This is a genomic window from Streptomyces polygonati, from assembly GCF_042650325.1.
Taxonomy (GTDB): Bacteria; Actinomycetota; Actinomycetes; order Streptomycetales; family Streptomycetaceae; genus Actinacidiphila; species Actinacidiphila polygonati.
This window is the reverse complement of sequence record NZ_JBHSBB010000014.1, coordinates 673585-697222: the sequence shown is the minus strand read 5'-3', so window position 1 is coordinate 697222 and position 23638 is coordinate 673585. Positions and strand designations below refer to the sequence as shown.

General features: G+C 73.3%; 16 protein-coding genes. 7 read left to right on the top strand and 9 right to left on the bottom strand.

The features are described 5' to 3' along the window. Positions 1–56 precede the first annotated feature (56 nt). On the top strand, positions 57–1586 hold the full coding sequence (locus ACFO3J_RS23535) for an MFS transporter (RefSeq protein WP_386432526.1): 1530 nt from the start codon (positions 57–59) through the stop codon (positions 1584–1586). A gap of 280 nt (positions 1587–1866) precedes the next feature. Next, on the top strand, positions 1867–2256 hold the full coding sequence (locus tag ACFO3J_RS23530; protein WP_386432523.1) for a PPOX class F420-dependent oxidoreductase: 390 nt from the start codon (positions 1867–1869) through the stop codon (positions 2254–2256). A gap of 72 nt (positions 2257–2328) precedes the next feature. Here the strand turns inward: ACFO3J_RS23530 and ACFO3J_RS23525 are convergent, their stop codons facing one another. Continuing rightward, entirely contained in the window at positions 2329–3627 is a 1299-nt protein-coding gene (locus ACFO3J_RS23525; protein WP_386432520.1) for an NtaA/DmoA family FMN-dependent monooxygenase, read from the bottom strand. A 589-nt stretch (positions 3628–4216) separates the two neighbouring features. Between ACFO3J_RS23525 and ACFO3J_RS23520 the strand changes: the two genes are divergently transcribed. The 4 genes from ACFO3J_RS23520 to ACFO3J_RS23505 all read left to right on the top strand — a co-directional run bounded on the left by ACFO3J_RS23520 (position 4217) and on the right by ACFO3J_RS23505 (position 8016). Next, positions 4217–4867 (top strand): dihydrofolate reductase family protein, encoded by a 651-nt coding sequence (locus ACFO3J_RS23520; RefSeq protein WP_386432517.1) that lies wholly within the window; start codon positions 4217–4219, stop codon positions 4865–4867. 180 nt (positions 4868–5047) lie between these two features. Then, the gene (locus tag ACFO3J_RS23515) at positions 5048–5275 is read left to right on the top strand and encodes a hypothetical protein (protein WP_386432514.1); all 228 of its coding nucleotides are present in this window, start codon (positions 5048–5050) and stop codon (positions 5273–5275) included. A gap of 12 nt (positions 5276–5287) precedes the next feature. Beyond that, complete coding sequence (locus ACFO3J_RS23510) at positions 5288–6229, top strand: nitroreductase family protein (protein ID WP_386432511.1); 942 nt, start codon at positions 5288–5290, stop codon at positions 6227–6229. Further along, positions 6226–8016 carry a YcaO-like family protein gene (locus tag ACFO3J_RS23505; protein WP_386432508.1) on the top strand — a complete coding sequence of 597 codons (1791 nt, stop codon included), beginning with the start codon at positions 6226–6228 and terminating at the stop codon, positions 8014–8016. Before ACFO3J_RS23510 ends, ACFO3J_RS23505 begins: the two co-directional genes overlap by 4 nt. A gap of 69 nt (positions 8017–8085) precedes the next feature. Here ACFO3J_RS23505 and ACFO3J_RS23500 read toward each other — a convergent pair whose 3' ends face one another. The 4 genes from ACFO3J_RS23500 to ACFO3J_RS23485 are packed head-to-tail and all read right to left on the bottom strand — an operon-like array spanning position 8086 to position 15536. After that, the gene (locus ACFO3J_RS23500) at positions 8086–12150 is read right to left on the bottom strand and encodes an SAV_2336 N-terminal domain-related protein (RefSeq protein WP_386432506.1); all 4065 of its coding nucleotides are present in this window, start codon (positions 12148–12150) and stop codon (positions 8086–8088) included. Beyond that, complete coding sequence (locus ACFO3J_RS23495; protein ID WP_386432504.1) at positions 12147–13190, bottom strand: AAA family ATPase; 1044 nt, start codon at positions 13188–13190, stop codon at positions 12147–12149. The genes ACFO3J_RS23500 and ACFO3J_RS23495 overlap by 4 nt, the downstream gene beginning before the upstream one ends. Next, on the bottom strand, positions 13187–15100 hold the full coding sequence (locus ACFO3J_RS23490; protein WP_386432502.1) for a VMAP-C domain-containing protein: 1914 nt from the start codon (positions 15098–15100) through the stop codon (positions 13187–13189). The genes ACFO3J_RS23495 and ACFO3J_RS23490 overlap by 4 nt, the downstream gene beginning before the upstream one ends. A gap of 16 nt (positions 15101–15116) precedes the next feature. Next, complete coding sequence (locus tag ACFO3J_RS23485; protein ID WP_386432500.1) at positions 15117–15536, bottom strand: CU044_2847 family protein; 420 nt, start codon at positions 15534–15536, stop codon at positions 15117–15119. 259 nt (positions 15537–15795) lie between these two features. Between ACFO3J_RS23485 and ACFO3J_RS23480 the strand changes: the two genes are divergently transcribed. After that, positions 15796–17859 carry a phosphocholine-specific phospholipase C gene (locus ACFO3J_RS23480; protein ID WP_386432498.1) on the top strand — a complete coding sequence of 688 codons (2064 nt, stop codon included), beginning with the start codon at positions 15796–15798 and terminating at the stop codon, positions 17857–17859. Between the two features lie 112 nt (positions 17860–17971). On the opposite strand, the gene ACFO3J_RS23475 is transcribed toward ACFO3J_RS23480, so the two are convergent. The 4 genes from ACFO3J_RS23475 to ACFO3J_RS23460 form a co-directional block, all read right to left on the bottom strand. After that, complete coding sequence (locus tag ACFO3J_RS23475) at positions 17972–18718, bottom strand: response regulator (RefSeq protein ID WP_386432495.1); 747 nt, start codon at positions 18716–18718, stop codon at positions 17972–17974. Between the two features lie 65 nt (positions 18719–18783). Next, positions 18784–20013 carry a sensor histidine kinase gene (locus tag ACFO3J_RS23470; RefSeq protein WP_386432492.1) on the bottom strand — a complete coding sequence of 410 codons (1230 nt, stop codon included), beginning with the start codon at positions 20011–20013 and terminating at the stop codon, positions 18784–18786. A 163-nt stretch (positions 20014–20176) separates the two neighbouring features. Further along, positions 20177–20728, bottom strand: a complete 552-nt coding sequence (locus ACFO3J_RS23465; protein ID WP_386432489.1) for a hypothetical protein — start codon at positions 20726–20728, stop codon at positions 20177–20179. Between the two features lie 213 nt (positions 20729–20941). Next, the gene (locus ACFO3J_RS23460; protein WP_386432486.1) at positions 20942–23608 is read right to left on the bottom strand and encodes a glycoside hydrolase family 9 protein; all 2667 of its coding nucleotides are present in this window, start codon (positions 23606–23608) and stop codon (positions 20942–20944) included. Positions 23609–23638 lie beyond the last annotated feature (30 nt).

Sequence of the window (23638 nt, the reverse complement as noted above, 5' to 3'; positions counted from 1 at the left end):
TTCTAACCTATCGTACGTTGTTCGATAGCCGAACGACGTTCGATGGGAGGACTGTCATGACCACCGCCACGCTTCCGACCCCGTCACCCACTTATCCGTCCCTGCGCGCGGCGTGGATTCCGCTGGCCGCCCTCTGCCTGGCCTTCTTCGTCGAGATGGTCGACAACACGCTGCTGTCGATCGCGCTGCCCACGATCGGCCGGGACCTCGGCAGTGGGACGACCGCGCTGCAGTGGGTCACCGGGGCGTACTCGCTGACCTTCGGCGGCCTGCTGCTCACCGCCGGGTCGATGGCCGACCGGCTCGGCCGCCGCCGGGTGCTGCTGGTCGGACTCGCCGTGTTCGGCTCGCTGAGCCTGTGCGTCATCCTCGTCACCACGGCGGGCGAGCTCATCGCCCTGCGGGCCGCGCTCGGCATCGCCGCCGCGGCGATGGCACCGATCACGAACTCGCTGGTCTTCCGCCTGTTCGACGACAAGGCCCTGCGGATGCGGGCCATGACGGTGATGATCGTCGTCGGCATGTCCGGCTTCGTCCTCGGACCGCTGCTCGGTGGCACCGCGCTGGCCCATGTGCGGTGGGAGTGGCTGCTCGTCGTCAACGCCCCGATCGCGGCGATCGCCTGCCTCGGCGTCCGGCTCGGCGTCCCGGCCGACCGGCCGGAGGACCTGACCAAGGACACGCTCGACCTGCCGGGCGCCGTCCTGAGCGTCAGTGCCATCGGGCTCGCCTGCTACTCGCTGACCAGCGGTGTGGACCGCGGCTGGCTGTCCTCGATCACCCTCGGGTCGATCGTGGGGGCCGTCGCGGCGGCGATCGCGTTCGTGCGGCACGAGCGGCGCAGCCCGGCGCCCATGCTGGATCTGGGCCTCTTCTCCAACGGCACGGTCCGCGGCGCCGCCATCGCCCAGATCGGGACGTCCATAGCGATGGCCAGCGTGATGTTCGGGCTGATCCTCCACTTCCAGTACGCCTATGGGTGGAGCCCGGTGCGGGCCGGCCTGGCCAACCTGCCGATCATCGTGACGATGCTCGCCGCGACCCCCCTGTCCGAGTGGCTGGCGCGCCGGTTCGGCCATCGCGTCGCCTGCCTGACCGGCGCGGCCTGTCTGGCCGGCTCGCTGGCGGGTCTCTCCTGGGGCGTCGACCACGGGTACGCCGCCATCGCCGTCTGCATGGTGCTCATGACCATTGGGCTGCGCACCGTGATGACGATCTGCGCGGTCGCCCTCGTCGACGCGATGCCGAGCAACCGCACCTCCATCGGTGCGGCCCTCAACGACACCGCCCAGGAGGTCGGTTCCAGCGTCGGCACCGCTGTGGTCGGCACCCTGATCGCCGCGCTGGTCACCACGCGGCTCCCGGCCGGCACCTGGAGCAGCGGCCTCGTCGCGTCGTTCTTCCACGGCGAGCGGATCACCTACGCCCTGCTCGCGGTCGTCGTCGGACTGATCGCGGCCGGCGGCGCGCTGAGCCTGACCGACTCCCGCATCATCGAGGAACCCGCAGCCGAGGAATCCGCCGACCAGGAATCCGCCGACAAGGAAGCCGCCGCGCGGGAAGCCGCCGTCGAAGAACCCGCCTGACGGAGGAAGAGGAGTCACCATTCCCGGGGCGCCGGGGCGACCGGCCCCGCGCCCCTTCCGGCCGAACGCGTCGTACTCGGTGACCATGAGGGCGGCGTGCTCCCGGCGGTGAAGACCGATGCCCACGCGGTCGCCCCGCGGGCGTTCTCCGCTCCCGCGGGGCGGGAGCGGGGAGCCCGAAGCCGGCTCCCGGCGGCGCCGACGCGGTGAGCGGGGCCGACCCGCGCGGTGCGGGGCTCAACTCCATTGCGGGCAGCGGTTTTTGGCATAGCCTTCCGCCATGACAGCTGGCCGGGCGGACCTCGAACACCTCACCTCGGGCAAGTACGTTCTGATCACCACCTTCCGTCGGGACGGCAGCGAGGTCCCGACCCCGGTATGGGTGATCCGCGACGGTGACGCCCTCGGTATCTGGACGGTCGCCACCTCCGGCAAGGTCAAGCGGCTCCGCAACCGCGCCGATGTCCTGGTGTCCGCCTGCGACGTACGGGGCAACCCCTCGGGCGAGCCGGTCCCGGGACATGCGGAGATACTCGACGGCGAGCGGACCCGGCACTACCGCGGTCTCCTGGGCCGCAAGTACGGACTGCTCGGAAGGCTCACCCTCCTGGGCAGCCGCCTGCGGCGGGGCGCGGACGGGACCGTCGGCATCCGGATCACCCTCGACTGACCGGGCGGCTGCCGTGGCCGCCCGGCCGACCGCCGACCGGCCGCCCCGCCGCCCCCGCCGACCGGCTGACTGTCAGCCGGCGTCCGGCGGCAGTTCGAGGCCGAGGTTCTCGCGCAGCGTCGTCCCGGCGTAGTCCTCGGCGACGATCCTCCGTTTGCGCAGCTCGTGCAGCAGTCCGTTGACGGCGAAGTCGTGCTCGCGCGGGTCGGCGAGGCCGCCGAGCGTGATGACGTCGAGCACACCGGCCCGGAAGCGCTCCTCCACCGCGTCGGCCAGCTGCTCCGGCGTGCCCGCTGCCGCCCAGTGGCCGGTGTCCTGCGCGGCGACGATCAGCTCCCTCAACGTGTAGCCCTGCCGCGCGTATCGGGCGAAGATGTCCACGCGGCCGCGCCGCCGGTTCACCGTCGTGACGTCCGGCAGCAGGCTCTCCGGCAGCTTCGCGTCCAGCGGCAGCTCCGAGAGGTCGACGTCACCGCCGAGCATGTCGGCCACCTGCGCCCGGCCGCGCTCGAAGTCGATCGCCGCGCGCCGCTCGCGCACCAGCCGCCGTGCCTCCTCCTCCGTCGCGCCGTAGGTGGCGTGGAAGGAGCTGAAGATCAGCGGCAGTCCGCCGGGCCGGCCGAACTCCTCGGCCTGGCCGCGGATCTTGCGGGTGAAGTCCAGCGCGGTATCCAGCGTGGGCAGCGAGGTGAACACCACTTCGGCGTACCGCGCGCCCAGCGTCCGGCCCGCGTCGGACTGCCCGGCCTGGAACTGCACCGGGCGGCGCTGCGGCAGCGGCGGGATGTTGAGCGGGCCGGCCACCGAGAAGTAGCGGCCGGTGTGGTCGATGGGCCGGACCTTGGCGGGGTCCAGCACCGCCGTGCCGTCCGGCCGACGGGTCAGCGCGCCCGGCTGCCAGCTGTCCCACAGCGCGTTGACGACCTCCATCGTCTCGGCGGCCCGCGCGTAGCGCTCATCGGGGCTCGGCAGTCCGCCGGGACCGAAGTTCTCCTCGCCGAGCGAGGACGTCACCAGATTCCACGCGGCCCGCCCGTTGCTGACGTGGTCCAGCGTGCCGAACAGCCGAGCGAGGTTGTACGGGTGGTGGAAGGTACTGGACACGGTCGCGATCAGGCCGATCCGCGAGGTCACGGCGCTCAGCGCCGACACGAACACCAGCGGCTCCTGCGAGCCGATCGCCCCCTGTGCGCCGAAGCTCAGCAGGTCGGCGGTGAACAGCGCGTCGATCCGCGCCGCCTCGGCGAGCGCCGCGACCCGCACGGCGGTGTCCAGGGTGGACCGCTCCGGATCGACGGCCAGGTCGTACGTCTCCGACACACCGCCGGCTCCGGTCACGGTCTTCAGTGTCCTGGGAAGCTTCGCGCTCACGGGTGGTCCCTTCCCACCGGCGGCGACGGCGCCGGTGGCGTCACATGGCTCAGGATCGCCGTCTGCCACGGCGGAGGCGGGCGGCGGCCGGAGCCGAGCGGGCAGGCCGCCGCCGAGCGCGCGCGAACGCGCGGAGGGGTGAAGGGTGCGGGGCCGTCAGGGACGGCGGATCGTCAACGACAGAGCGTGGCGTGGGTCCGGCACAGATCGACGTGCCGACGCTTCGTCCAGCCGGGCCGCAGCACCGCGACCCCGACCGCCACGACGCGCGATGCCCTCACGACGACTCCGATCGGCCCGACCCCGAAGACCGGACGACGCTCTGCGGCCACGGGCGGGCGCCCCGGCCGCGTGATGCGTGATGCCTGTTGACGGTGCGGAACGAACGTACGTGCCCGGTGGCGGGGCTTGTCAAGACCGCACGGCTGTGGCCCACCGGCTCAATATCTCCGGCAGCGCCTCAAGCTCCGTGTCGGCCGACTCCGCCGCGAAGTGCCGGACCTGGTCGGGTGCTGGCGCGGCGATGAGTCCGCGGGCGCGGGCGGGTCTACCTTCTGACCGCAGGAAACCGACCCGTCGGGAGCGACGCATGGGACTCATCCACATCGAGATGTTCGCGACCCTCGACCTCGTCGGGCAGTCGCCCGGCGGGCCCGAGGAGGACCCGGTGGGGTTTTCCTTCGGGGGGTGGCAGGCGCCGCTGCTGGACGAGGTCGCCGGGGCGCAGGTCGGTGCCGCGTACGAGGGGACGGACGCCCTGCTGCTCGGCCGGCGGACGTATGACATCTTCGCCGCCTACTGGCCGCATCAGGAGGGCGGCCAGGACGACGACATCGCCACGCTCTTCAACCGCGTCCCGAAGTACGTGGCCTCGCGCGGCAGGCCCGACCTCTCGTGGGCCGGGTCCACGCGGCTCGGCCCGGATCTGGCAGGCGCGGTGCGCGAGATCCGCGACCGGCACGAGCAGGTGAAGGTCGTCGGGAGCCTGAACTTCGTGCAGACCCTCCTGCGCGAGAGGCTCTTCGACCGTCTGGACCTCTGGCTGCACCCGATCGTGCTCGGCACCGGGAAGAAGGTGTTCGACGGCGGCGCCGTGCCCACGAACCTCACGCTCCTGGAGCCGCCTGCGGCCAGTCCGAAGGGCACCGTCCACCTGCGCTACGGACTCGCCGACGGCACCCCCGGGACGGGGGACATGACCGCGCCCGATCGCGGCGCCGGGCGCGACATCACGAATTAACCTCGGCGGCTCCGAATTAACCATTCGGGGTCAAGATAGCCCCGCATTCAGGCATTCAATCGCCGCCGACAATGGAGTTGGCGTCGGTCCCGAGCGGTCAAAGTCCACCGGCATATGAGGCTTGTGCGGCCGTCTTACCGACCCTAGAGTGACTGCCCAGCCAACGTGACAGGAGCAGGGATGAAGATCACTGTGGTCCGGCAGCACCAGCAGGAGACGGCCCCGCTAGCCGACTCCCATCTGTGGTTGGAACATCAGAAGGAAAGCCAGTGCGGTTGCGACGAGTGCGCACCCAGCAATGACCTCTCGTATTGTCTCTTCTGTTCCGGCAACTGCGCGGCCGGCCGTCAGGCCCCCACCGCGGCGGCGGACGGCCTTCTTGACGAACTGCGCCCCCCGCTGAGCTGAGGCCTTACGACAGTGGCATTTCCAACGTTCGTCGGGAATCTGACGGACAATGTCGACCACCTCCTGATCCGAGGATCGGGAGGAGAGGTTCGGATCGACGGGACCAGGGACGAGATCGAGCAGATCTTGTCCCTGGTCCGCGGTCTGACCCAGCCGGCGGCGGATGGATCCGGGCCGGCGGACCTGCCGAATCCCGCCCAGGAACTGCTCACCGCGCTGGAAAAGATCGGCGCCGTCGTCGGCGGCCGGGACAGCTGGCTGCGCTTTCACGCCTCCTCGTCCAGTCCTCTTCGGTTGCCCCCGGGCCACGATCCGTTCCAGGCCTACGACATGCCGAGAATGGCCGTGCCCGGAGAGCCCGCGCAGGACGCGAAGCCGGTCGAGGACCCGGGGCGGATCGACGACTTGGCGGCACGCCGGCGGTCCGCCGATCTCGGCTCGGTGGTCCCGCGCCCCCTCGCAAGCCTGGAGGCCGCGATCGGGCTGGCCTACGGTGCCTACCGGCCGCATCCGGACGGCCACCGTGCCGTCGCCTCGGGCGGAGCCCTCTACCCGCTGCACTTCTGGGTCATCGGCGCCGACGACGCCGGGGCGCCGCGCCGGATCCTCGCGGTGGACCACGACCGCGCCGCGGTCCTCGAAGTCGGCACGATCGACGCCACCGAGCTGCCCCGGCTGTTCGGGCCCGAACCGGGGGTGTCGCGTGCCCTCGGCCTGGGCGCCGCGGCCGTCCTCATCGCCGCGGACCCGACCCGGACCGTCCACAAGTACGGCGACCGCGGCTGGCGGTTCGCCCTCATGGAATGCGGGGCGGCGATGCACCACATCAGCCTGGCCGCGACGGCACTGGGCCTCGCGGTCCGGCCGGTCGGCGGCTTCAACGACCGGGCGGTGCAGGCTCTGCTGACCGGTCCGGCCGTACCGCTGCTCTTCCTGGTCGTGGCCGCCCCGTGACCGACTTCCTCAACTCCCGGGTGCTCGTCGCCGCCGAACCGTCGCATGTCGCCGTCATCGACGGGGCGACGCGCGCGGACATCGAGTTGGACGGCGCCTATCCGCCGGCGGCCCTGTGCGAGGCGCTGCACCACAGCGTCAAGCGGTTCGCCGATCTCGTCGGCGAGGACGCCGGGGCGATCGCCGAAGGGCTGGAGGCGGCCGGCCTCCTCGGTGCCGCGTGGGAGCCCCCGTCCCTCGTCGCGGACACCGCCGCGTTGGCGGACGTTTTGCGGCATCCCGACCTCCTGGCGGCGGGAACACTCGTATACACCGCGGACGAAGCCTTCTGGCCGGGTGACCAACCCGAGCTGGCCCGGGCCGCGTTCCGGGTCTTCGTCTCCCGGCTGCGGGGTCTGGACCGGTGCCAGGCCTACGCACGGCTGGCCGCCGGCCGCGACCTGTCCATAGCGGGCGACCGCCCCGACGCCGGAGCGCTGGAGGCGGCCCGGCGAGCGGCGTCCCTCAGCGACCATCCCCGCGCCATCGATCTGCGCACCGGGTCGACGACCGGCGTGGTCCGGGAGCCGGGCGACATCTGGAACGCGCGCGCCGGAAGGCTGAGCGTGACGGCGAGCACGCCCAGCGAGCGCTGGCAGATCACCGCCGCCCGGACGATCACGGTGGTCAGCGGTTGGAGCGCCTTCCCGAACCTCACGAACTTCCCCGAGCTGGCCGACCGCGACACCCTGCGCGGCAACGGCTACCCACGGGCGGCCGGCATCGCCACCGACCCCCTGCTCGCGGAGGCCAAATGCCAGGCCGAGGGCGCCGAGCGCTTCGCGGCCGGTGACGTCCCCGCCGATGACCTGCTGCTGGCCTCGGCCCGCGACCTGTCGGGGCCCTGGCTGGACCCGCGATCGATCATCGACTACGCGCCGCCGCAGCGCGATCGCCTCGGCCTCGACACGTTCGACCCGGCGGGCCCGGAGTGGTGGGTACGCGGCGAGGACCGGAGCGGCCCCGTCTGGATCCCCGCGGCCCTGGTGTTCTTCCCGTTCACCCGCGTGCCCTCCTGGCTGAGCCCCTCGGCGGTCTCCTCCAACGGGGTCGCGGCCTATCCGACGCATGACGGAGCCCGCCACCGCGCATGGCTGGAGCTCGTGGAGCGCGACGCCTTCCAGCGGGCACGGTTCACCGGCCCCGCCCGGCCCCCGTCCCGGATCCGCCGCTCCTCCCTGCGCGGAGAGGCACGCGAACTGATGGACCACCTGGCCGGGTTGGCGTCCGCACACGCGCTCGTCCTGCCCAGCCCGACCGGCGTCCCGGTCGTCCTCGTACGCGCCGACACAGCGCGCGCGGTCGCCCTCGGGGCCGCCGCGGCCGATGATCTCGAAAGCGCGGTCGCCAAGGCCGCGACCGAGGCCATCCTGCAGACCCGCCACCCCATCGAGCTGGACATCGACGTCACCGAGGTGTTCCGGCCGCCGGACCACGCGGGCCTGTACAACCAGCCCCGGTGGCGTCCCAAGCTCGACTGGATGACCGAGGGCCCGGAACTCGACCTCGACGCCTTCCCGTTCCCCTCCCCCACCGACGCGCCCGGGCCGATCGGCGAGCACGCCTGCTGGTACACCTTCCCCTCCGGAGGACCGGACCTGCACGTCGTACGCGTCCTTGATCCGGAGCTGATCCCGCTGACCTTCGGGTACGACTCGGATCCCACGGCGCGCGACGATGTCCGGACTCTCCTCCGGGACGCGGGATTCGGCGACGACGAGCCCCTCGACCCCCACGCTTTCGCCTGACGGCCCCGAGCCGCCTGCCGCACCGCCTCCGCACCGGTTCCGGCGGACCGCCGGTCGGCGCGGAGCGGATCAGGCTGCGTCGAGGGCCTGGCGCAGGCGGCGCCGGAGGGGTTCGAGTCTTTCCGGGTCAAGGGAGATGGTGGCGGCCAATTCCGCCAGATCCGTCAGGGCCTCGGTCGTCCGCTGCCGTCCCGGGGAGGACGCGAGGAAGATCTCCAGTTGTTCCGCCGCCGCCGTCCACTCCCTCATCGCGCAGAGGACCACCATGTAGTTACCCCTGGCGTGCGCCGCGCCAGGGCCGTCCTGGGCCGTCTCCGCGAGGAGTATCCGCACCGCCCGCTGCCACTCCTCCTCGGCTCCGGTCTTCCCGGAAAGGGTCAGGGCCAGCGCCGTCTCGTGGTGCAGCCAGTCGTCCTCGGGGGCGAGTTCGATGGACCGGCGGAAGTCCGTCAGCGCGTCCTCGTAGCGCTTCATCTGACGGTAAGTCAGACCGCGGTCCGCGAGGGCCCAGGGATCGGAGGGGTCCAGCTCGGCGGCGGCCGTCAGATCGGCCACGGACTCGTCGTAGCGGCCCATGAGGCGGTAGGCCTCCCCCCGCTGGGCCAGCGCCCACTCGTCGTCGGAGTCGAGGCCGAGGGAGGCGGTGAAGTCGGCGACCGCCTCCTCGTAGCGACCGGCCAGCCGATGGGTGATGCCGCGTTGGACGAGGGTCCAGGCCCAGTCGGACCTGAGGCCGAGGGAAGCGGTGAAGTCGGCGACCGACTCGTCGTACCGACCCATCAGGCGGTGGACCAGACCGCGGTCGTCGAGCGCCCAGGCATAGCGGGGCTCCAGGCCCAGCGAAGCCGTCAGGTCGGCGAGGGCCTCCTCGTACCGCCCCGCCAGCCGATGGGCCTGTCCCCGGGAGCCGAGGGCCCAGCCGTCCGTGGGGTCCAGTTCGAGGGCGGCCGTCAGGTCGGCGACGGCCTCGTCGTACCGCTCCGCCAGCCGATGGGTCTCCCCGCGCTGGACGAGCGCCCAGGCGTAGTCGGGCTTGAGGCCGAGGGCGGCCGTGAAGTCGGCGACCGCCTCGTCGTACCGGCCCAGCAGGCGGTGGGCCACACCACGCTCGCCGAGCACCCAGGCGAAGTCGGGCCCGAGGGCGATGGCGGCCGTCAGATCGGCGACCGCCTCCTCGTACCGCCCCGCCAACCGGTGGGTGATGCCCCGCTGCCCCAAGGTCCAGGCATCGCTGGGTCGGAGAGCGAGGGAAGCGGTGAAGTCGGCGACCGCTTCCTCGTACCGGCCCATGAAGCGGTAGGCCAGACCCCGGTCACTGAGTACCCAGGCGTAGCCCGGCTCCAGGCCGATGGCGGCCGTCAGATCGGCGACCGCCTCCTCGTACCGCCCCGCCAACCGGTGGGCGATGCCCCGCTGCGCCAAGGTCCAGGCGTCGCCGGGTTCGAGTTCGAGGGCGGTCGTCAGGTCGGCGACCGCCTCCTCGTACCGCTCCGCCAACCGGTAGGTGACGCCCCGCTGCCCCAGGGCCCAGGCGTCGCCGGGTTCGAGTTCGAGGGCTGCGGTGAAGTCGGTGAGCGCCTCCTCGTACCGTTCCGGAAGCCGGTAGGTCTGCCCCCGGTGGGCGAGCGCCCAGGCATAGCCGGGCCTCAGTTCGAGGGCGGCCGTGAAGTCGGCGAGCGCCTCCTCGAAGCGCCCCGCCAGCCGATGGGCCTCTCCCCGCTGGGCGAGCGCCCAGGCGGAGGCGGGGTCCAGCGTGAGACTGGCCGTCAGATCGGCGACCGCCTCGTCGTACCGCCCCGCCAGCCGGAAAACCTGCCCCCGGTGGGCGAGTACCTCGGCATCGCCGGGTGTGAGAGCGAGGATGGCGGTGAAATCGGTGAGCGCCTCCTCGTACCGCCTCGTCAGCCGATGGGTCTCCCCCCGCTGGGCGAGGGCCAACGCGGAGGTCGGTTCAAGCGCGAGACTGGCCGTCAGATCGGCGACAGCCTCCTCGTACCGGCCCGCCAGCCGATGGGCTACCCCCCGGTGAGCCAGAGCCTCGGCGGAGGCGGGGTCCAGCGTGAGACTGGCCGTCAGATCGGTGACAGCCTCGTCGTACCGGTCCGCCAGCAGATGGGCCTCTCCCCGGCGGGCGAGGACCTCGGAGTCGCCGGGTTCGAGAGTGAGGGCCGCCGTCAGATCCGCGACGGCCTCCTCGTAGCGGTCCGCGCGCAGATGGGCGATCCCCCGGCGGGCGAGCACCGCGGCGGCGTCCTCGGCGGGCCCGTCGTCCCCGGCAGCCCCGGTGTGCCGCTGGGCGGGGTCGGCGAGCCCCGCGGCCTCCTCCGCGGGGTTCCGGCTCGTGCCGCCCGCGGCCGCCGCGCCGGGAGGCGTCCCCGCCGGGCCGCCCCGGGAGACACCCACCGCTCGTACGGACTCCGCCGCGGCGCCGTCGCGCTGCGCCGACGGATCGGCGGCGGGCCGGGCGAAGCGGTCCGGCGACGGCTCGCCGGGGAGGCCGCCGCGATCCCCCCGGGCGTTCTCCGGCGTCTCGTTCGCGGTGGCCGGCGACTCGGCGCCGCGGCCCTGGCGCATGCGCAGGGGGCGGGGGGTCTCGGCCCAGTGCTCGGCTCCGGGCGGCCGGAGGTCGGGGCCGGCCGGGTCGGTGACCGCGGCGGTGAAACGCGCCCCGGAGGGGAGATGGTCGGGACGGAAGGCGGACAGCGCGGCCTGGACGTCCTCGACCTCGTCACGGCGGATCGTGCCGCGCAACTGCTTGCGCACTCCGGCCGTGAACTCGTAGCCGCCGCCGCGAGGGTCGTCGGTGGCGCCGGGCACGCGCTCCAGCAGTCCGCTGAAGACGATTTCGGCCAGCGCGGAGGGAGGACTGCCGGGCATCATGGTGGTCTGGACCATTCGCATGATCGGCGGAGTCAGCGGCACGGCGGCCAGATACGCGGCGAGCCGGAAGACCTCGGGGGAGGCGGTGGCGCGGAACACCGCGAGCGGGTCCGCGTGCCGTTCCGCCGGCGGGAACCTTGCCGGCGGCGCGCCGGGGCCGGGTACCAGCAGGGCGGCGCCGTCGAAGTCGCCGCCGGAGGCGACCGCGTTCGCCCAGGGGCTCAGCCATTCGGGAGTCAGTTCGAGTACGGGGACGGCGATCCGGTCCCGGTCCGCGCCGCGGGCCCGTCGGCGGCCCGACAGGCCGTAGGGCGTCCACCGGGTCTCCGTCGTGGGACGCGCGCCCCCGGCCACCCGGAACCGGCCGCTGGCCGGCGGGAACGCCGTGCGCTGCCAGAGGTGTTCGGGGAGCATCTGGACGACCGCGGCCGGCCCCGCGGCGGCCCACACCCGCAGCAGCCGCCCCAGTTCCGGGGAACGCCATTGCGGCGCCACCAGGTCGGTGAGGACCAGGGTGATCCGCCGCCCCGCCCGGTCGCCGGACCAGGTCCCGGGATCCAGCGGCGGCGATCCCGGATCGGCCACGAGCGCGGGAAGCTCGCCCCGCCCCGGCCGCAGCCGGCGGAGCCGCACCTCGACGAAGGCTCCCGACAGCTGGAGGAAGCGGTGCAGTTCGCGGGCGATCGGGTCCCAGAAGGCGGCGCTGCCGCTGTACTCGTCCAGGACGAGGACCGCGGACAGCCACCGGCCGTCGGCGGGCCGGAGCACCGGCATCCACTGCTCGGAGCGCGCGATCCAGTCCGCGGTCAGATCCTCGTCGAGCACGGAGGCGAACCGCTGCGGTGTCCGGCGTTTGAACGGGCGCAGCGCGCGGGCCAGGCCGCGGGTGCCCGGCAGCGCGGCGGCCCCGGCCAGCCGGATCGGCGAGAGCCGGTCGCCGGTCGGCCCGTCGGCCGCCGGGGCGGCCGTCTCGGAGGAGACGTACAGCCGGGTGGGGCCGACGGCCGGGCCGGTCACCTGCGCGGCCGGCCGGTCCTGGGCCTCGCCCGCCGCGGTGTCCGCGGTGGCCGGCGCGGAGGACGGGGCGGCCCGTACCGGCCGGGACGGCAGATGGTCGGCGAGCCAGACGAGTTCGGCCACCTCGCGCGGTGACGGCGGCTGGTCCGGTGGGCCCAGGGCGGCCAGCAGGCTTCCGAGGTCCGCGACGCCGCCGGCTGGCTTCCGGCCGGCGGCGTCACTGCCCTGGGGGCTCATTCGGTGGGGACCGTCGTATTCAGGTGCTGGAAGATCAGATCGGCCACCCGCTCCATGTCGGGGACGTCCTGGCCGACGGCGTGGCCCATGAAGTAGACCGCGTTGAGCAGTTGGTCGACGGCCAGCTCGCCGGTGGCGGCGTGCTGGACGAAGCGTTCGATGATCCGGTCGGCGTCCTCGTCGGCCGTCGGCAGGTGCGCGCGGACGATGGCCCGCAGCCGATCGCGGTCGGCGCCCGGTGACAGGTGCAGCCGGACGCAGCGGCGCAGGAAGGCCGGCGGGAAATCGCGTTCGCCGTTGCTGGTCAGGATCACGAACGGGAAGGTGTGGCAGTGCACGACACCGTGCCGGACCGTGACGCGGCGGCCGTCGTCGGCCGGCCTGACCTCCACCACCGGATGGGCGTCGGCGGCGCGGGACAGCTCCGGGATCTCGAAGGTGCCCTCCTCGAAGACGTCGAGCAGGTCGTTGGGCAGGTCGATGTCCGCCTTGTCGATCTCGTCGACCACGAGCACGCGGGGCAGCGCGTACGGCGCCAGGGCGGTGCCGAGCGGGCCGAGGCGCACAAAACGGCCCAGGTCGCCGGTGGTGCCGGTCCCGCCGCCCTCCCGGTTCACACCGGCCTCCTCCAGCCGGCCGAGCGAGTCGTAGCGGTAGAGCCCGTCGCGCAGCGTGGTGCGGCTGTTGACCGGCCAGCGCAGGACCCGGCCCAGCCGCAGCTCGCGGGCGACGGCGTGCGCCAGCGAGGACTTGCCGACGCCCGGGTCGCCGGTCACCAGCAGCGGCCGGCGCAGGTACAGCGCGGTGTTCACGGCCTCCACGGTGCGTGCGTCGACGTGGTAGGCGGCGGCCCTCGGGAGCCTGCGCCCGGAGTCGGCGCCCGCGTCGCGTTCCTCCGGCGTCAGCTCGGTGACATGGTGCCCGTCCTCGGCGCGGTCGGGCGCCGACAGGGCGAAGTCCCGCCAGGGCGGCGGCGGGGGCAGCAGACCGATGTCGTCGTGCGGAGCGGCCTCGCCCCGGTAGATCCGCCAGTCGTTCACGCGGGTTGTCCTTCCTCGGCCGGTCGCAGCCGGGCGTCGGGCAGGCGGCGCCCCGGGTCGTCCCAGAGCACCGCGATGCGTCCGCCGACGTGATCGGCGTCCTGGGTGAGAAGGGCGTCGTTACGCAGCACACGCACTCTCTCGGGCACCTCGTCCCGCCCCGACCCGTCCAGGGCGACGCACACCGCGGAGAGGAACGGGTTCCCGGAGCAGGGCGTGTCCCCGGGGAACCCGCAGATCACACTGCCCCGTTCGCCCAGGGGGGAGCCGCGCCGCCAGACGATGACCGGTACGCCGGCCTCGATCGCGACCCGGTAGGCGTCGGCGGCCGTCTCCGTCCGGGGCGAGCCGGCCAGCACCAGCGCGGCCCGCTCCGGATGGGTGTCGATGAACGCCTCCAGCGCGTCCACGCGCTGCCGGTCCCGTCCGCAGACGCACCACAGCGCGCCGGTGACCTGCCTGCCGTGCAACCGGTCCCAGCGCGTCTTCCAGCCGGCCAGCAGATCGATGTCGTCATGCCGCTCCAGCGCCCGCAGCACCACGCGCTGTTTGCGGCCCAGTGCCGACGCGCGGCCCGGCCACAGCGCCCATTCCTCTATGGCCTCGTCCATCGCCTCGACGGGCAGCAGCACCTCGATGAGTCCGGGGTCCGTGGCGCCTCCCATGACACGGATGTGCTCCGGCAGGCTGTCCTTGAGCCAGGCGAACGCTCCGGCCAGCGGCAGCGGAGCGGATTCTCCGGCGGGGGTGATGTCGGTCGCCGAGCGATAGTGCCAGACCGCGGCGTGGAAGAGCCGGTGGTCCCGGGCCAACGGTCGGATGCGGCACAGGATGGAGGGGTACTCACGCCGCGCCGAGACGGGACCGGCGTTGAGACGCTCCCGGGCGCCCGCTTCCCGCCGGACGTGGGCGGCGGCGGTCACCACCGCGTCCCGCAGGTCCCGCACCTCGTCCGATCGTCCCTCCCCGGTCGTCCGGCGCACCAGATCCGCCGCGAGGGCCAGCGGATAGGGAAGCTGCCGGTCCTCGGGTTCCTCGAGGGCCGCCAGCTCGGTGAAGGCGTCCCGCAGGTCGAGCAGCGGGTAGTGCCGGGGCAGTTGGGCGTGCTCAGGGGCGGCGTCCGCGAACGCCCTGGTCAGGTCGCCGGTCGAGGTCACCGGCGGCAGGGCGGCCAGCTGGCCGAGTATCTGGCGGGTGTCGGCCGACGGGAGGGCCGGGGCTTCCCGGTCCTTGACGACGGCCTCCGCCAGTCGGCTCCACCGCGTGTCGGTGCCGTGGAACCGGTCGTGGGCCCTGATGAGGGTGCTGTAGACATCCGGGTCCAGGAGGCGCAGTGCGTCGACCGGGGTGGCGAGACCGCCCATCGGGGAGTTCACCTGCCGGGTCCCCTTGACCACCGAGCACACGCCCCCGGTCTCGGGGTTGAGCACCGGACCGCCGGACAAGCCGTGGTTCACCTCCTCGCCCGCCAGCGCGACCATCGGAACCCCCTGGAGTTCCTGGCGCCCGCCGTGTGTGAAGAAGGCGACGCGCGGCGTGATCCCCTCCCCGGTGTCCCAGGTGGAGGAGTGGCCGGCCGCCGTCAGTGAGCCGGCCTGCGGGGGCCGGGTGCCGTCCAACCGGACGCACGGATGATCGGTGAGGTCCGCCAGCTGGACCACGGCGAGGTCGGGTGCCGTCCAGACGCGGCTGCGCGGCTCCCCCGCCGCGGCGCGGACGGTGCCGGTATGCCTCCGGCCGTGCCAGGTGATCGCGATCTCGTCACCGACCGCGGCGCCGGCCACATGCGCGCAGGTGACGACCCAGCCCGGCGCCACGAAGAAACCGCTGCCCGTCTCCCTGCCCCGGACGAGCACCAGACACTCGCCGAGCAGCGTCTCCAGCCCTGAGACCGCTGTGTCCCGCCGCATCGCCGGCTCCCGGTCGCTACGCGACGGGGGCGGGTGCGGGGCCTGCGGGGGCCGGGGGTCCCGCCGGGGCCGGTCCGGCCGGAACCGCCGCCGCGGGGACCGCCGGAGCGGAGGAGTCGGGCGTCCACTTCAAGGTGACGCCCAGCGTGGCCTTGCCCCCCGCGCCGGCCAACGCGGCGACGACCCCGTGCTTGCTGACCGCCAGCTCCAGTCCGAACGACACCGTGATCTCGTCCGGTCGGACGGCGGACACCGCCCCGTGCACACTGGCGGCCACCGAGCGCAGGGATTCCTGCAACCCCCGCAGCCGCTCGACGGCATCCTCGGCCAGCCCGGAATCGCTGGGACCGTCGTCAGGCCGGCCCTGGCCGTCGGACTCCACGGTCGCCCAGATGACCTGGCCGTCCGGCATCAGCAACTGCGTTAACTCCGGCACGAGCCCCCCTCGCCCAACAGACCGTCACATCTTATAGCGCGGGCCCCGCTCGCGCACCCGCCACGTCTTCTGTCCGTCGGCCGCCGGACGGGCCGCGGCACAGGGCCGTTCACCAGGCGTTGTCACCATGTGCGGGCCGTCATCACCCCGTGCGCGTCATGGCTGAGCAGGCATTTCGCACCAGTTTCGGCGGCGCGCGCCATCGCGCGGGCACGCCCGCCGCCCGGGCCGCTCGCACCGGATGTCAGGAGAGCCCGCCATGCCCAACGTCAACCGCCGAAGGTTCCTTCAGCTCGCCGGAGCCACCACCGCCGCGTCCGTGCTCAGCGACGGCATCGCCAAGGCCGCCGCGATCCCGGCCGCCGCCGGGACCGGGACGCTCCAGGACGTCGAGCACGTCGTCGTCCTGATGCAGGAGAACCGTTCCTTCGACCACTACTTCGGCACCCTGCGAGGCGTCCGCGGCTTCGGCGACCCGCGTCCGGCCACCCTGCCCAGCGGCAAGAGCGTCTTCCACCAGGCGAATTCCTCCGGGCACGAGACGCTGCCCTTCCGGCCGAACGCCGACAACCTGGGCCTGCAGTTCATCCAGGACCTCGACCACAGCTGGTCCGGCACCCACCAGGCGTGGAACGGCGGCAACTACGACCGCTGGATCCCGGCCAAGACGACGACCACGATGGCGTACCTCACCCGCGCGGACATCCCCTTCCACTACGCCCTCGCCGACGCGTTCACCATCTGCGACGCCTACCACTGCTCGATGCTCAGCTCCACCGATCCCAACCGCTACTACATGTACACGGGATACACGGGCAACGACGCCAAGGGCGGCGGCCCGGTGCTGGGCAACGAGGAGGCCGGCTACGGCTGGTCCACCTTCCCTGAGGTGCTGGAGAAGGCGGGCGTCTCCTGGAAGGTCTACCAGGACACCGGCACCGGCCTGGACGCTCCCGGCGGCTGGGGCTGGACCAGCGACGCCTTCATCGGCAACTACGGCGACAACTCACTGCTCTACTTCAACCAGTACCGCAACGCCAAGCCCGGCAACCCGCTGTACGACAAGGCGCGCACCGGCACCCATGTCCAGGGCGGCGACGGCTACTTCGACCAGCTCAAGGCCGACGTGCTGGCCGGGAAGCTGCCCCAGGTCTCCTGGATCGCCGCCCCCGAGGCCTTCTGCGAGCACCCCAACTGGCCCGCCAACTACGGCGCCTGGTACGTCTCCCAGGTGCTGGCCGCGCTGACCGCCGACCCCGACGTGTGGAGCCGGACGGCCGTCTTCCTCACCTATGACGAGAACGACGGCTTCTTCGACCACGTGGTGCCGCCGTTCCCGCCCGCCTCCGCCGCCCGGGGCCTGTCCACCGCCGACGTCACCCAGGATCTCTACAACGGCGGCCAGTCCGGGTACGCCGCCGGGCCGTACGGGCTCGGGCCGCGCGTGCCGATGCTGGTCCTGTCGCCCTGGAGCACCGGGGGCTGGGTGTGCTCCCAGACCTTCGACCACACCTCGATCGTGCAGTTCATCGAGAAGCGGTTCGGGGTACGCAGCCCCAATGTCTCGCCCTGGCGCCGCGCCGTCTGCGGCGACCTCACGGCGGCGTTCGACTTCACCCGCAGCAACCCGGCCGCGCCCGTGCTCCCCGGCACCGGCGGCTACGCCCCGCCCAACCACAACAACCCCGGCAACTACGTCCCGGCCCCGCCGGCCACCGGCGCCGTGCCCAAGCAGGAGGCCGGCCTGCGCAACGCCCGCCCGCTGCCGTACAACCTGGCCGCCGACACCGCGCCGGTCGGCGGGCGGATGCAGTTCACCTTCAGCAGCCTCGGCGCGGCGGGCGCGGCCTTCCTCGTCACCTCCGCCGTACGCACCGACGGCCCCTGGCCCTACACGGTCGAGGCGGGCAAGACCCTGACCGACAGCTGGGCGATGCCCGCCGCGTCGTCCCGCTACGACTTCTCCGTCTCCGGGCCGAACGGCTTCCTGCGCCGTATGGCCGGCACGGCGGGTTCGGTCGGCCCCGAGGTGACCGCCCGGCACGACGCCGCCACCGGGCACGTCACGCTGGTGTTCAGCAACCCCGGCCCCGGCTCGGTCACCTTCACCGCGACCGATGCCTACGCGCCCACCCAGCACTACACCTACACCGTGAAGGCGGGCGGTTCGCAGAGCGTCCCGGGGTGGGGCGTGGCGGCCGGCAACCGCTGGTACGACATCACGGTCACCTCCGGCGCCGACACCGCGTATGTGCGGCGCTTCGCCGGGCACGTGGAGACCGGCGCCGCGAGCACCAGCGACCCGGCCACCCTCACCGCCTGACGGCTCTCCGCCCCCGGCCGCGCGTCCGCCCTCGCGTCCGTCCGCCGGGGGCGGGTGCGGGGCGGGCGACGTAGGGTCCGGCGCCGGATCAGCCGTACACCCGGGAAGTCTCCTAGCGGCCGGGCCGGCCGGGCCCATCGGTCCCGCCGGACCGGTCGGCCAGGCCGGACCGCCAGGCCCAGGCGATCAGGGCGGCGCGGTCGTCCATCGCCAGCTTGGCGAGGACGTGGTTGAGGTGCGTCTTGACCGTCGCCTCGCCGACCACCATCGCCTGAGCCACCTGCCGGTTGTTGAGGCCCTGGGCGACGAGCCGGACGACATCGACCTCGCGGCGGGTGAGCCCCTCGGCCCCGGGCGGCCGGCCGCCCGGGGCCGCCGGTGACGGGGCGGCGGCGTCCGGCTCGGCGGCCTTGTCTGCGTTGTCGGCGTTGTCGGCCTTGAGGACGAGCAGCTGGACCAGGCGCCGCTGGACCGCGGGGTCGAGGACGGTCCGTCCGGCGGCGACCTCGCGGACCGCGTCCAGCAGCGCCTCGCCGGTGGCGTCCTTCGTCAGGTAGCCGGCCGCTCCCGCCCGCAGCGCCGGAAGCACCGCGTCGTCGTCGGCGTACGTGGTGAGGATCAGCACCCGGACCCCGCTGCCGGCGGCGGCCAGCCGGGCGGTCACCTCGGCGCCGTCCAGTACGGGCATCCGCAGGTCGACGAGGGCGACGTCCGGCCTCAGCTCCGCCGCCAGCCGTACGGCCGTGCCGCCGTCGCCCGCCTCGCCGACCACCTCGATGTCATCGGCCGACGACAGCAGCAGGACGACCCCGTCGCGCACCACCGCCTGGTCGTCGGCCACCAGCACCCGAATCGTCACCTTTCCGCCTTTCCGCACGCGCCCGGCGTCCGGCGGCACGGCGTCCGGACTGGCGGCCGGGCCGCCTACGCCCCCATCTTCCCGCCGTCGCCGCCCGCCGCTCCCGGCCCCTCGGCGGCGGGTGCGGAAGCCGCCGCCGAAGCCGCCTCGGCCACCGGTACCCGCAGCGCGATCCGCCAGCCGGTCCCGTCCGGCCGCGGCCCGGCGCTCACCGTGCCGCCGGCCGCCTCGATCCGCTCGCTCATGCTCCGCAGTCCCGTCCCGCCGCCCCGCACCCCCGACCCCCGGTGCCCGGCCGGCAGGCCGTGGTCGCGGACGGCGACCCGCAGCTCGCCCGCCTCCCAGTCCACGCGCACCTCGATGGGGCTGCCGGTGGCGTAGCGGGCCGCGTTGGTCATGGCCTCCTGCACCGCGCGGTACACCGCGTGGCCCGCCTCGGGGTCCAGCCGGCCGGGGCGGCCGTTGATGCGCAGGTCCGCGTCGCCGGGGAAGCCGACGACCAGCGCCTTGAGGTCGTCGACACCGCGCAGGTGGGGCGCGCGCAGGGCGCCGACGGCGGCGCGCGCTTCCTGGACGCCGTCGCGGGCGAGGCCGGCCGCGCGGTCGAGGGGGCCGGTCAGCGAGGCGGGGGAATTCTCCCGGCGGGCGATCGCGCGGATGGCCTGGAGGTGTACGGACAGGCCGGCCAGGCTGTGCGCGAGTACGTCGTGCATCTCCCGGGCGATGCGGTTGCGCTCCTCGGCGGCGGCGGCCTCCTGCCGCGCCTGCCGGGACGCCTCCACCTCGGCCAGCAGGGCGACGGCCCGGTCCCTTTCGGCCCGCAGGGCGCGGCGCTCGACGGACCGGTCGGCGATGGCCCAGGTACCCACGCCGGCCAGCAGGCCGGCCGGGCTGCCGGAGACGGCCGCGATGGTGACCCCGAAGGCGACCGACACCGCCACGACGCCCGCCACGCGCGGCGGACCCGCCGGTACGCACAGCGGCAGGACGGAGGCGCCGGCCAGCACCGGGACCTCGCCGAGGCCGTTCGGCGCCAGCGCGACGGCGGCCAGTCCGGCGCCGATGGTGACCGCGACCGCGCATGCCGCACCGTACGACGGCCGGGTCCGCCGGGACGCCAGCAGGCCGATTTCGGCGCACAGGACGAGGACGCCGACGACGAGCCGGCGGGTCGGGCCGACCGCCGCGAGCACGGTCACCGCCCCGCACGCGAGCATCATGGCCCCGCCGGTGAGATCGCGGCGGTCCAGGGACGGCCACCGCCTCGTACCGTTGGTGCGCTGCTCGGTCGGCATCCCTGGGTCCCATCGCTCGACGGCCGGCGCCAGCTTGCCGGGCGCCGGCCGGTCCGGACCGGACGCGGTGCGGCCCGCGCGGTCCGGCCGCCGCCGTCCGGTCTCCGCTCTCCGGCCGCTGACTGTCCGGCCGCTGTCTGTCCGGTCTCGCTGTCCGGCCCGGTCAGACGTATGTGCCGGGACGGGCCGCGGGGACCGCGCCGGGCGATGCCGGCCGGCCGGCGCGTGCGGTGAGCAGCCGGCCCCGTACCACGATCGTACCCACGCGGAAAACGACCTCGCCGAACGCCATCAGGAGGAGCGCGGTCACCCATGCCTGGCTGGTGGTGATGTGGTGGGCGGCGGAGAAGCTGGTGAGGTGCGCGGCGCCCGAGGAGTGCGAGGACCAGACGGCGAAGCCGAGGCGGAAGCCCATGCTGAGCACCCACAGGGCCGCCGCGCCGGCCGTCGCCTTCACCCACGCGTGCCCGTCCGCGTACCGGACCCGGGTGAGCAGGCCCCCGGCGAGGCCGAAGACCACCCCGATCGCGGTGAACAGCGCGATCAGCGCCAGGTCGTTGCCCGCGGTCGGTATCTCCCGCAGATACTGGCTGGCCGCCCATCCCATCAGGGCCAGCGGCAGCAGGACGGTACGGGCGCTCAGCCGCTCCTCCCGCAGCTGGCGGAAGACGATCAGGAGGAGCGCGAGGTCGATGATCCACTCGGAAAGACTCATACCCCGACTGTGCGGCGCGGGCTCCCGGAAACCTTCAACCCGTGGGTGGAGCCCGGGTTGAACCCGCGCTCTCCACCCGGGACCGGCCGGGCCCGCGCCCACCGCGACATCCCGTGCCCCTGACGGCGGAGGGCGGGCCGGGACCGCGAGGGTCCCGGCCCGCCCGGCTGTCGGGATGCCCGGCCGCCGGTCACGCGGTGAGCCGGGCAGACCTCAGGGGGTCATGCACACCGTTCCGTTGAGCGTCAGCTGCTGCGGCACCGGATTGCGGGCGCTGTAGGTGGCGGTGAACCCGATGTCGACCAGGGCTCCGGGCGCGATCGCGGCGTCGTATCCGGCGTCGCGCAGCGTGACGCTCTGGCCGTTCTGGGTGACTGTGGCGCCCCAGGCGTTGCCGATCCGCTGATCGCCGCCGAAGGTCCAGCCGAGCGTCCAGCCGTTCACCGCGACCGGGCCGGTGTTGGTGATCTTGATGTCTCCCTGGAAGCCGGCGCCCCAGTCGCTGGTGACGGTGTAGGCGATCGCGCAGCCCGCGCCCGTCGCGGCGGGCCTGGTGGAGACAGTCACCGGCGGGGAGGCGGCCGAGGCGGTCCCCGTGTCGTCGAGCGCTTTCACGGTGAAGGCGTAGGCGGTCGCCGGGGTGAGTCCGGTGATCGTCGTCGAGGTCCCGGCGACCGTTCCGCTGCCGGAGCGGACCGGGCCGGACCCGCTGTCGGCGAACACCTGGTAGCCGGCCAGGGGCCGGCTGCCGGGGGTGGCGGCGGGCCAGGTGAGGGTGACCGAGGTGGCGGTGACCGCGGAGGCGACCGGGGCACCGGGCGCGGACGGCGGCGTAGGCGTGGGGTTGCCGGGGGGCGTACCGGAGGTGCCGGGCGCGTCGCCCCAGACCGCGGTGGCGCCGTCGTAGAGCACGATGTCGTGCACGGTGACCGGGGCCGAGCCGGGCGTGGTGGAGACGCCCTGGTAGGACCAGTCGCGGGTCGGATCGTGCGGGCCGGGGAAGGTCAGCCGGAACTGCACCTCGCGGTGGAAGGCGGACTGCCCGGCCGGGGCGATGTCCTGGCCCGCGCAACTCACCGTCAGGTAGTAGATGTTGTCGGCGTAGAAGGTGGGACCGCTCGGTGCGGAGCACTGGTTGTAGGCCGAGGTGAGGGTCACCTGGGACGGGCTGGTGCCGGCGTCGAGGGTGAAGTAGTAGCGGAAGCTGCCCTGCGTGAGGTGACGGGCGGGCCAGCCGGACTTGTTGACCACCTGCGCCTTGATCTCGTAGAAGTTCGTACCCGCCGCGTTCACCGCGGCCTGGGTGAACTCCTCGGGGCCGTCCGGGGTCTCCTTGGGCGGGAAATTCGCCAATGGGGTGCCGCCGTACTGCGCGGTGAGTGCCGCCAGCGCGCCGGAGAAACCGGCGTTGTAGTCGAGTGCGCCTTCGGTCTCACCGTAGTTGGCGCGGTCGTCGGAGAATCCGTCGTCGGCGGAGCCGGGGCCGCCGACCAGCAGACCGTAGTCGAGGTGGCGGGTGGCGGTGGGTTCGGTCATCGACTGGGACCAGGAGCCGTGGGCGGCCCTGCTGTGCGGGTTGCGCGGCCACGCGGTGTTCTTGCCGGAGTTGGTGAACCCGATCTCGTAGCTTTCCCCGGCCGGGTTGTCGCCGAGCGCGTAGTCGATCTGCCGGACGCCGAAGTCGTGGTAGGTCAGCGCCCTGGCGGCGTCCGTGCCCCGGCCGGTCAGCCAGCCGCTGAACTGCAGTGCCACGAAAGCGGTGTTGGCGGAATACCGCAGCGAGCCCCAGGTGTCGAGGAATGCCTCGCCGCCGGGCGAGTAGGCGACCTTCTTGCCGTCCACACCGGTGGTCCACCAGTCCAGCCAGCGTTCGGCGTCGTCGATGTAGGCCTGCTTGCCGGTCAGTTCGGCGAGCAGCACATAGTCGCCGTAGGACTTGTCGTCCCAGGCGAGCGTCCAGTTGTACTCGGGGGTGGTGGTCTGCTGCATCTTCGGCAGTTGGGCGTAGTACGTCTCCGCCTTGGCGAGATAGGCGGTGTCGCCGGTGGCCCGGTACAGCCAGATCGCCCCCCAGACCAGCTCGTCCCAGTAGCCGCTCCAGGAGTTGTAGTAGCCCTGCGCCGCGGTGACGCACTTGTCGTACGTCCCCCGGTAAGTGTCCGCGAAGGTGTACAGCTGCTTGGCATTGGTCAACAGGGTGGCCGCGTAGATGGGGTCGCTCGTTTTGAAGACCATGGACGAGGAGGCGAGCGCGGCGGCGGCCTCGCCCGCGAGGTCCGAGCCGGGGCAGGAGGCGTCGATCCTGAAGGACGGCCGCGGTGACGGATTGACCTCCGGCGGCCCCCAGAACGCGTGGTCGCTGCCGCCGTCGCCGACCTGGCCGTAGAGCACGTTGGGCGAGGGGTGCGCCTTGAGCAGCCAGTCGTCGCCCCAGCGCAGATTGCGCAGCAGATACGTGCTCTGGCCGCTCTTGGTGTAGCCGGCGGCCTCGTCCAGGCCGCCCCAGCCGAGCATGGTCATGGAGAACGCCATGGGAAAGCCGAACTTCACCTCGTCACCGGCGTCGTGATAGCCGCCGGTCAGATCGATTCCGGCGTCGGCGCCGTCGGTGAGGTCGGAGTCGCCGCGCCAGCCGACCCGGTTGTCGGCGGGCAGCTTGCCCGAGCGCTGGGACTCGTAGAAGAGCATCGAGTCCTGGAGCGCCTCGGCGTAGTTGTACGAGGACGGCGACGCGGCAGACGAGGAAGCCGACGACGAAGCCGCCGCAGTGGCCGGCGCCGCGTGGACGGACGGGGCGGCGGCGACCGCCGTCAGGGTCAGCGGGAGCAGGGCGGTCAGCGCGATGCCGGCCCTGGAGAGGAAGGTGCGGAATCCGGGCATGGCGTCCTCCTGGGAGGGCGGTGGAGACAG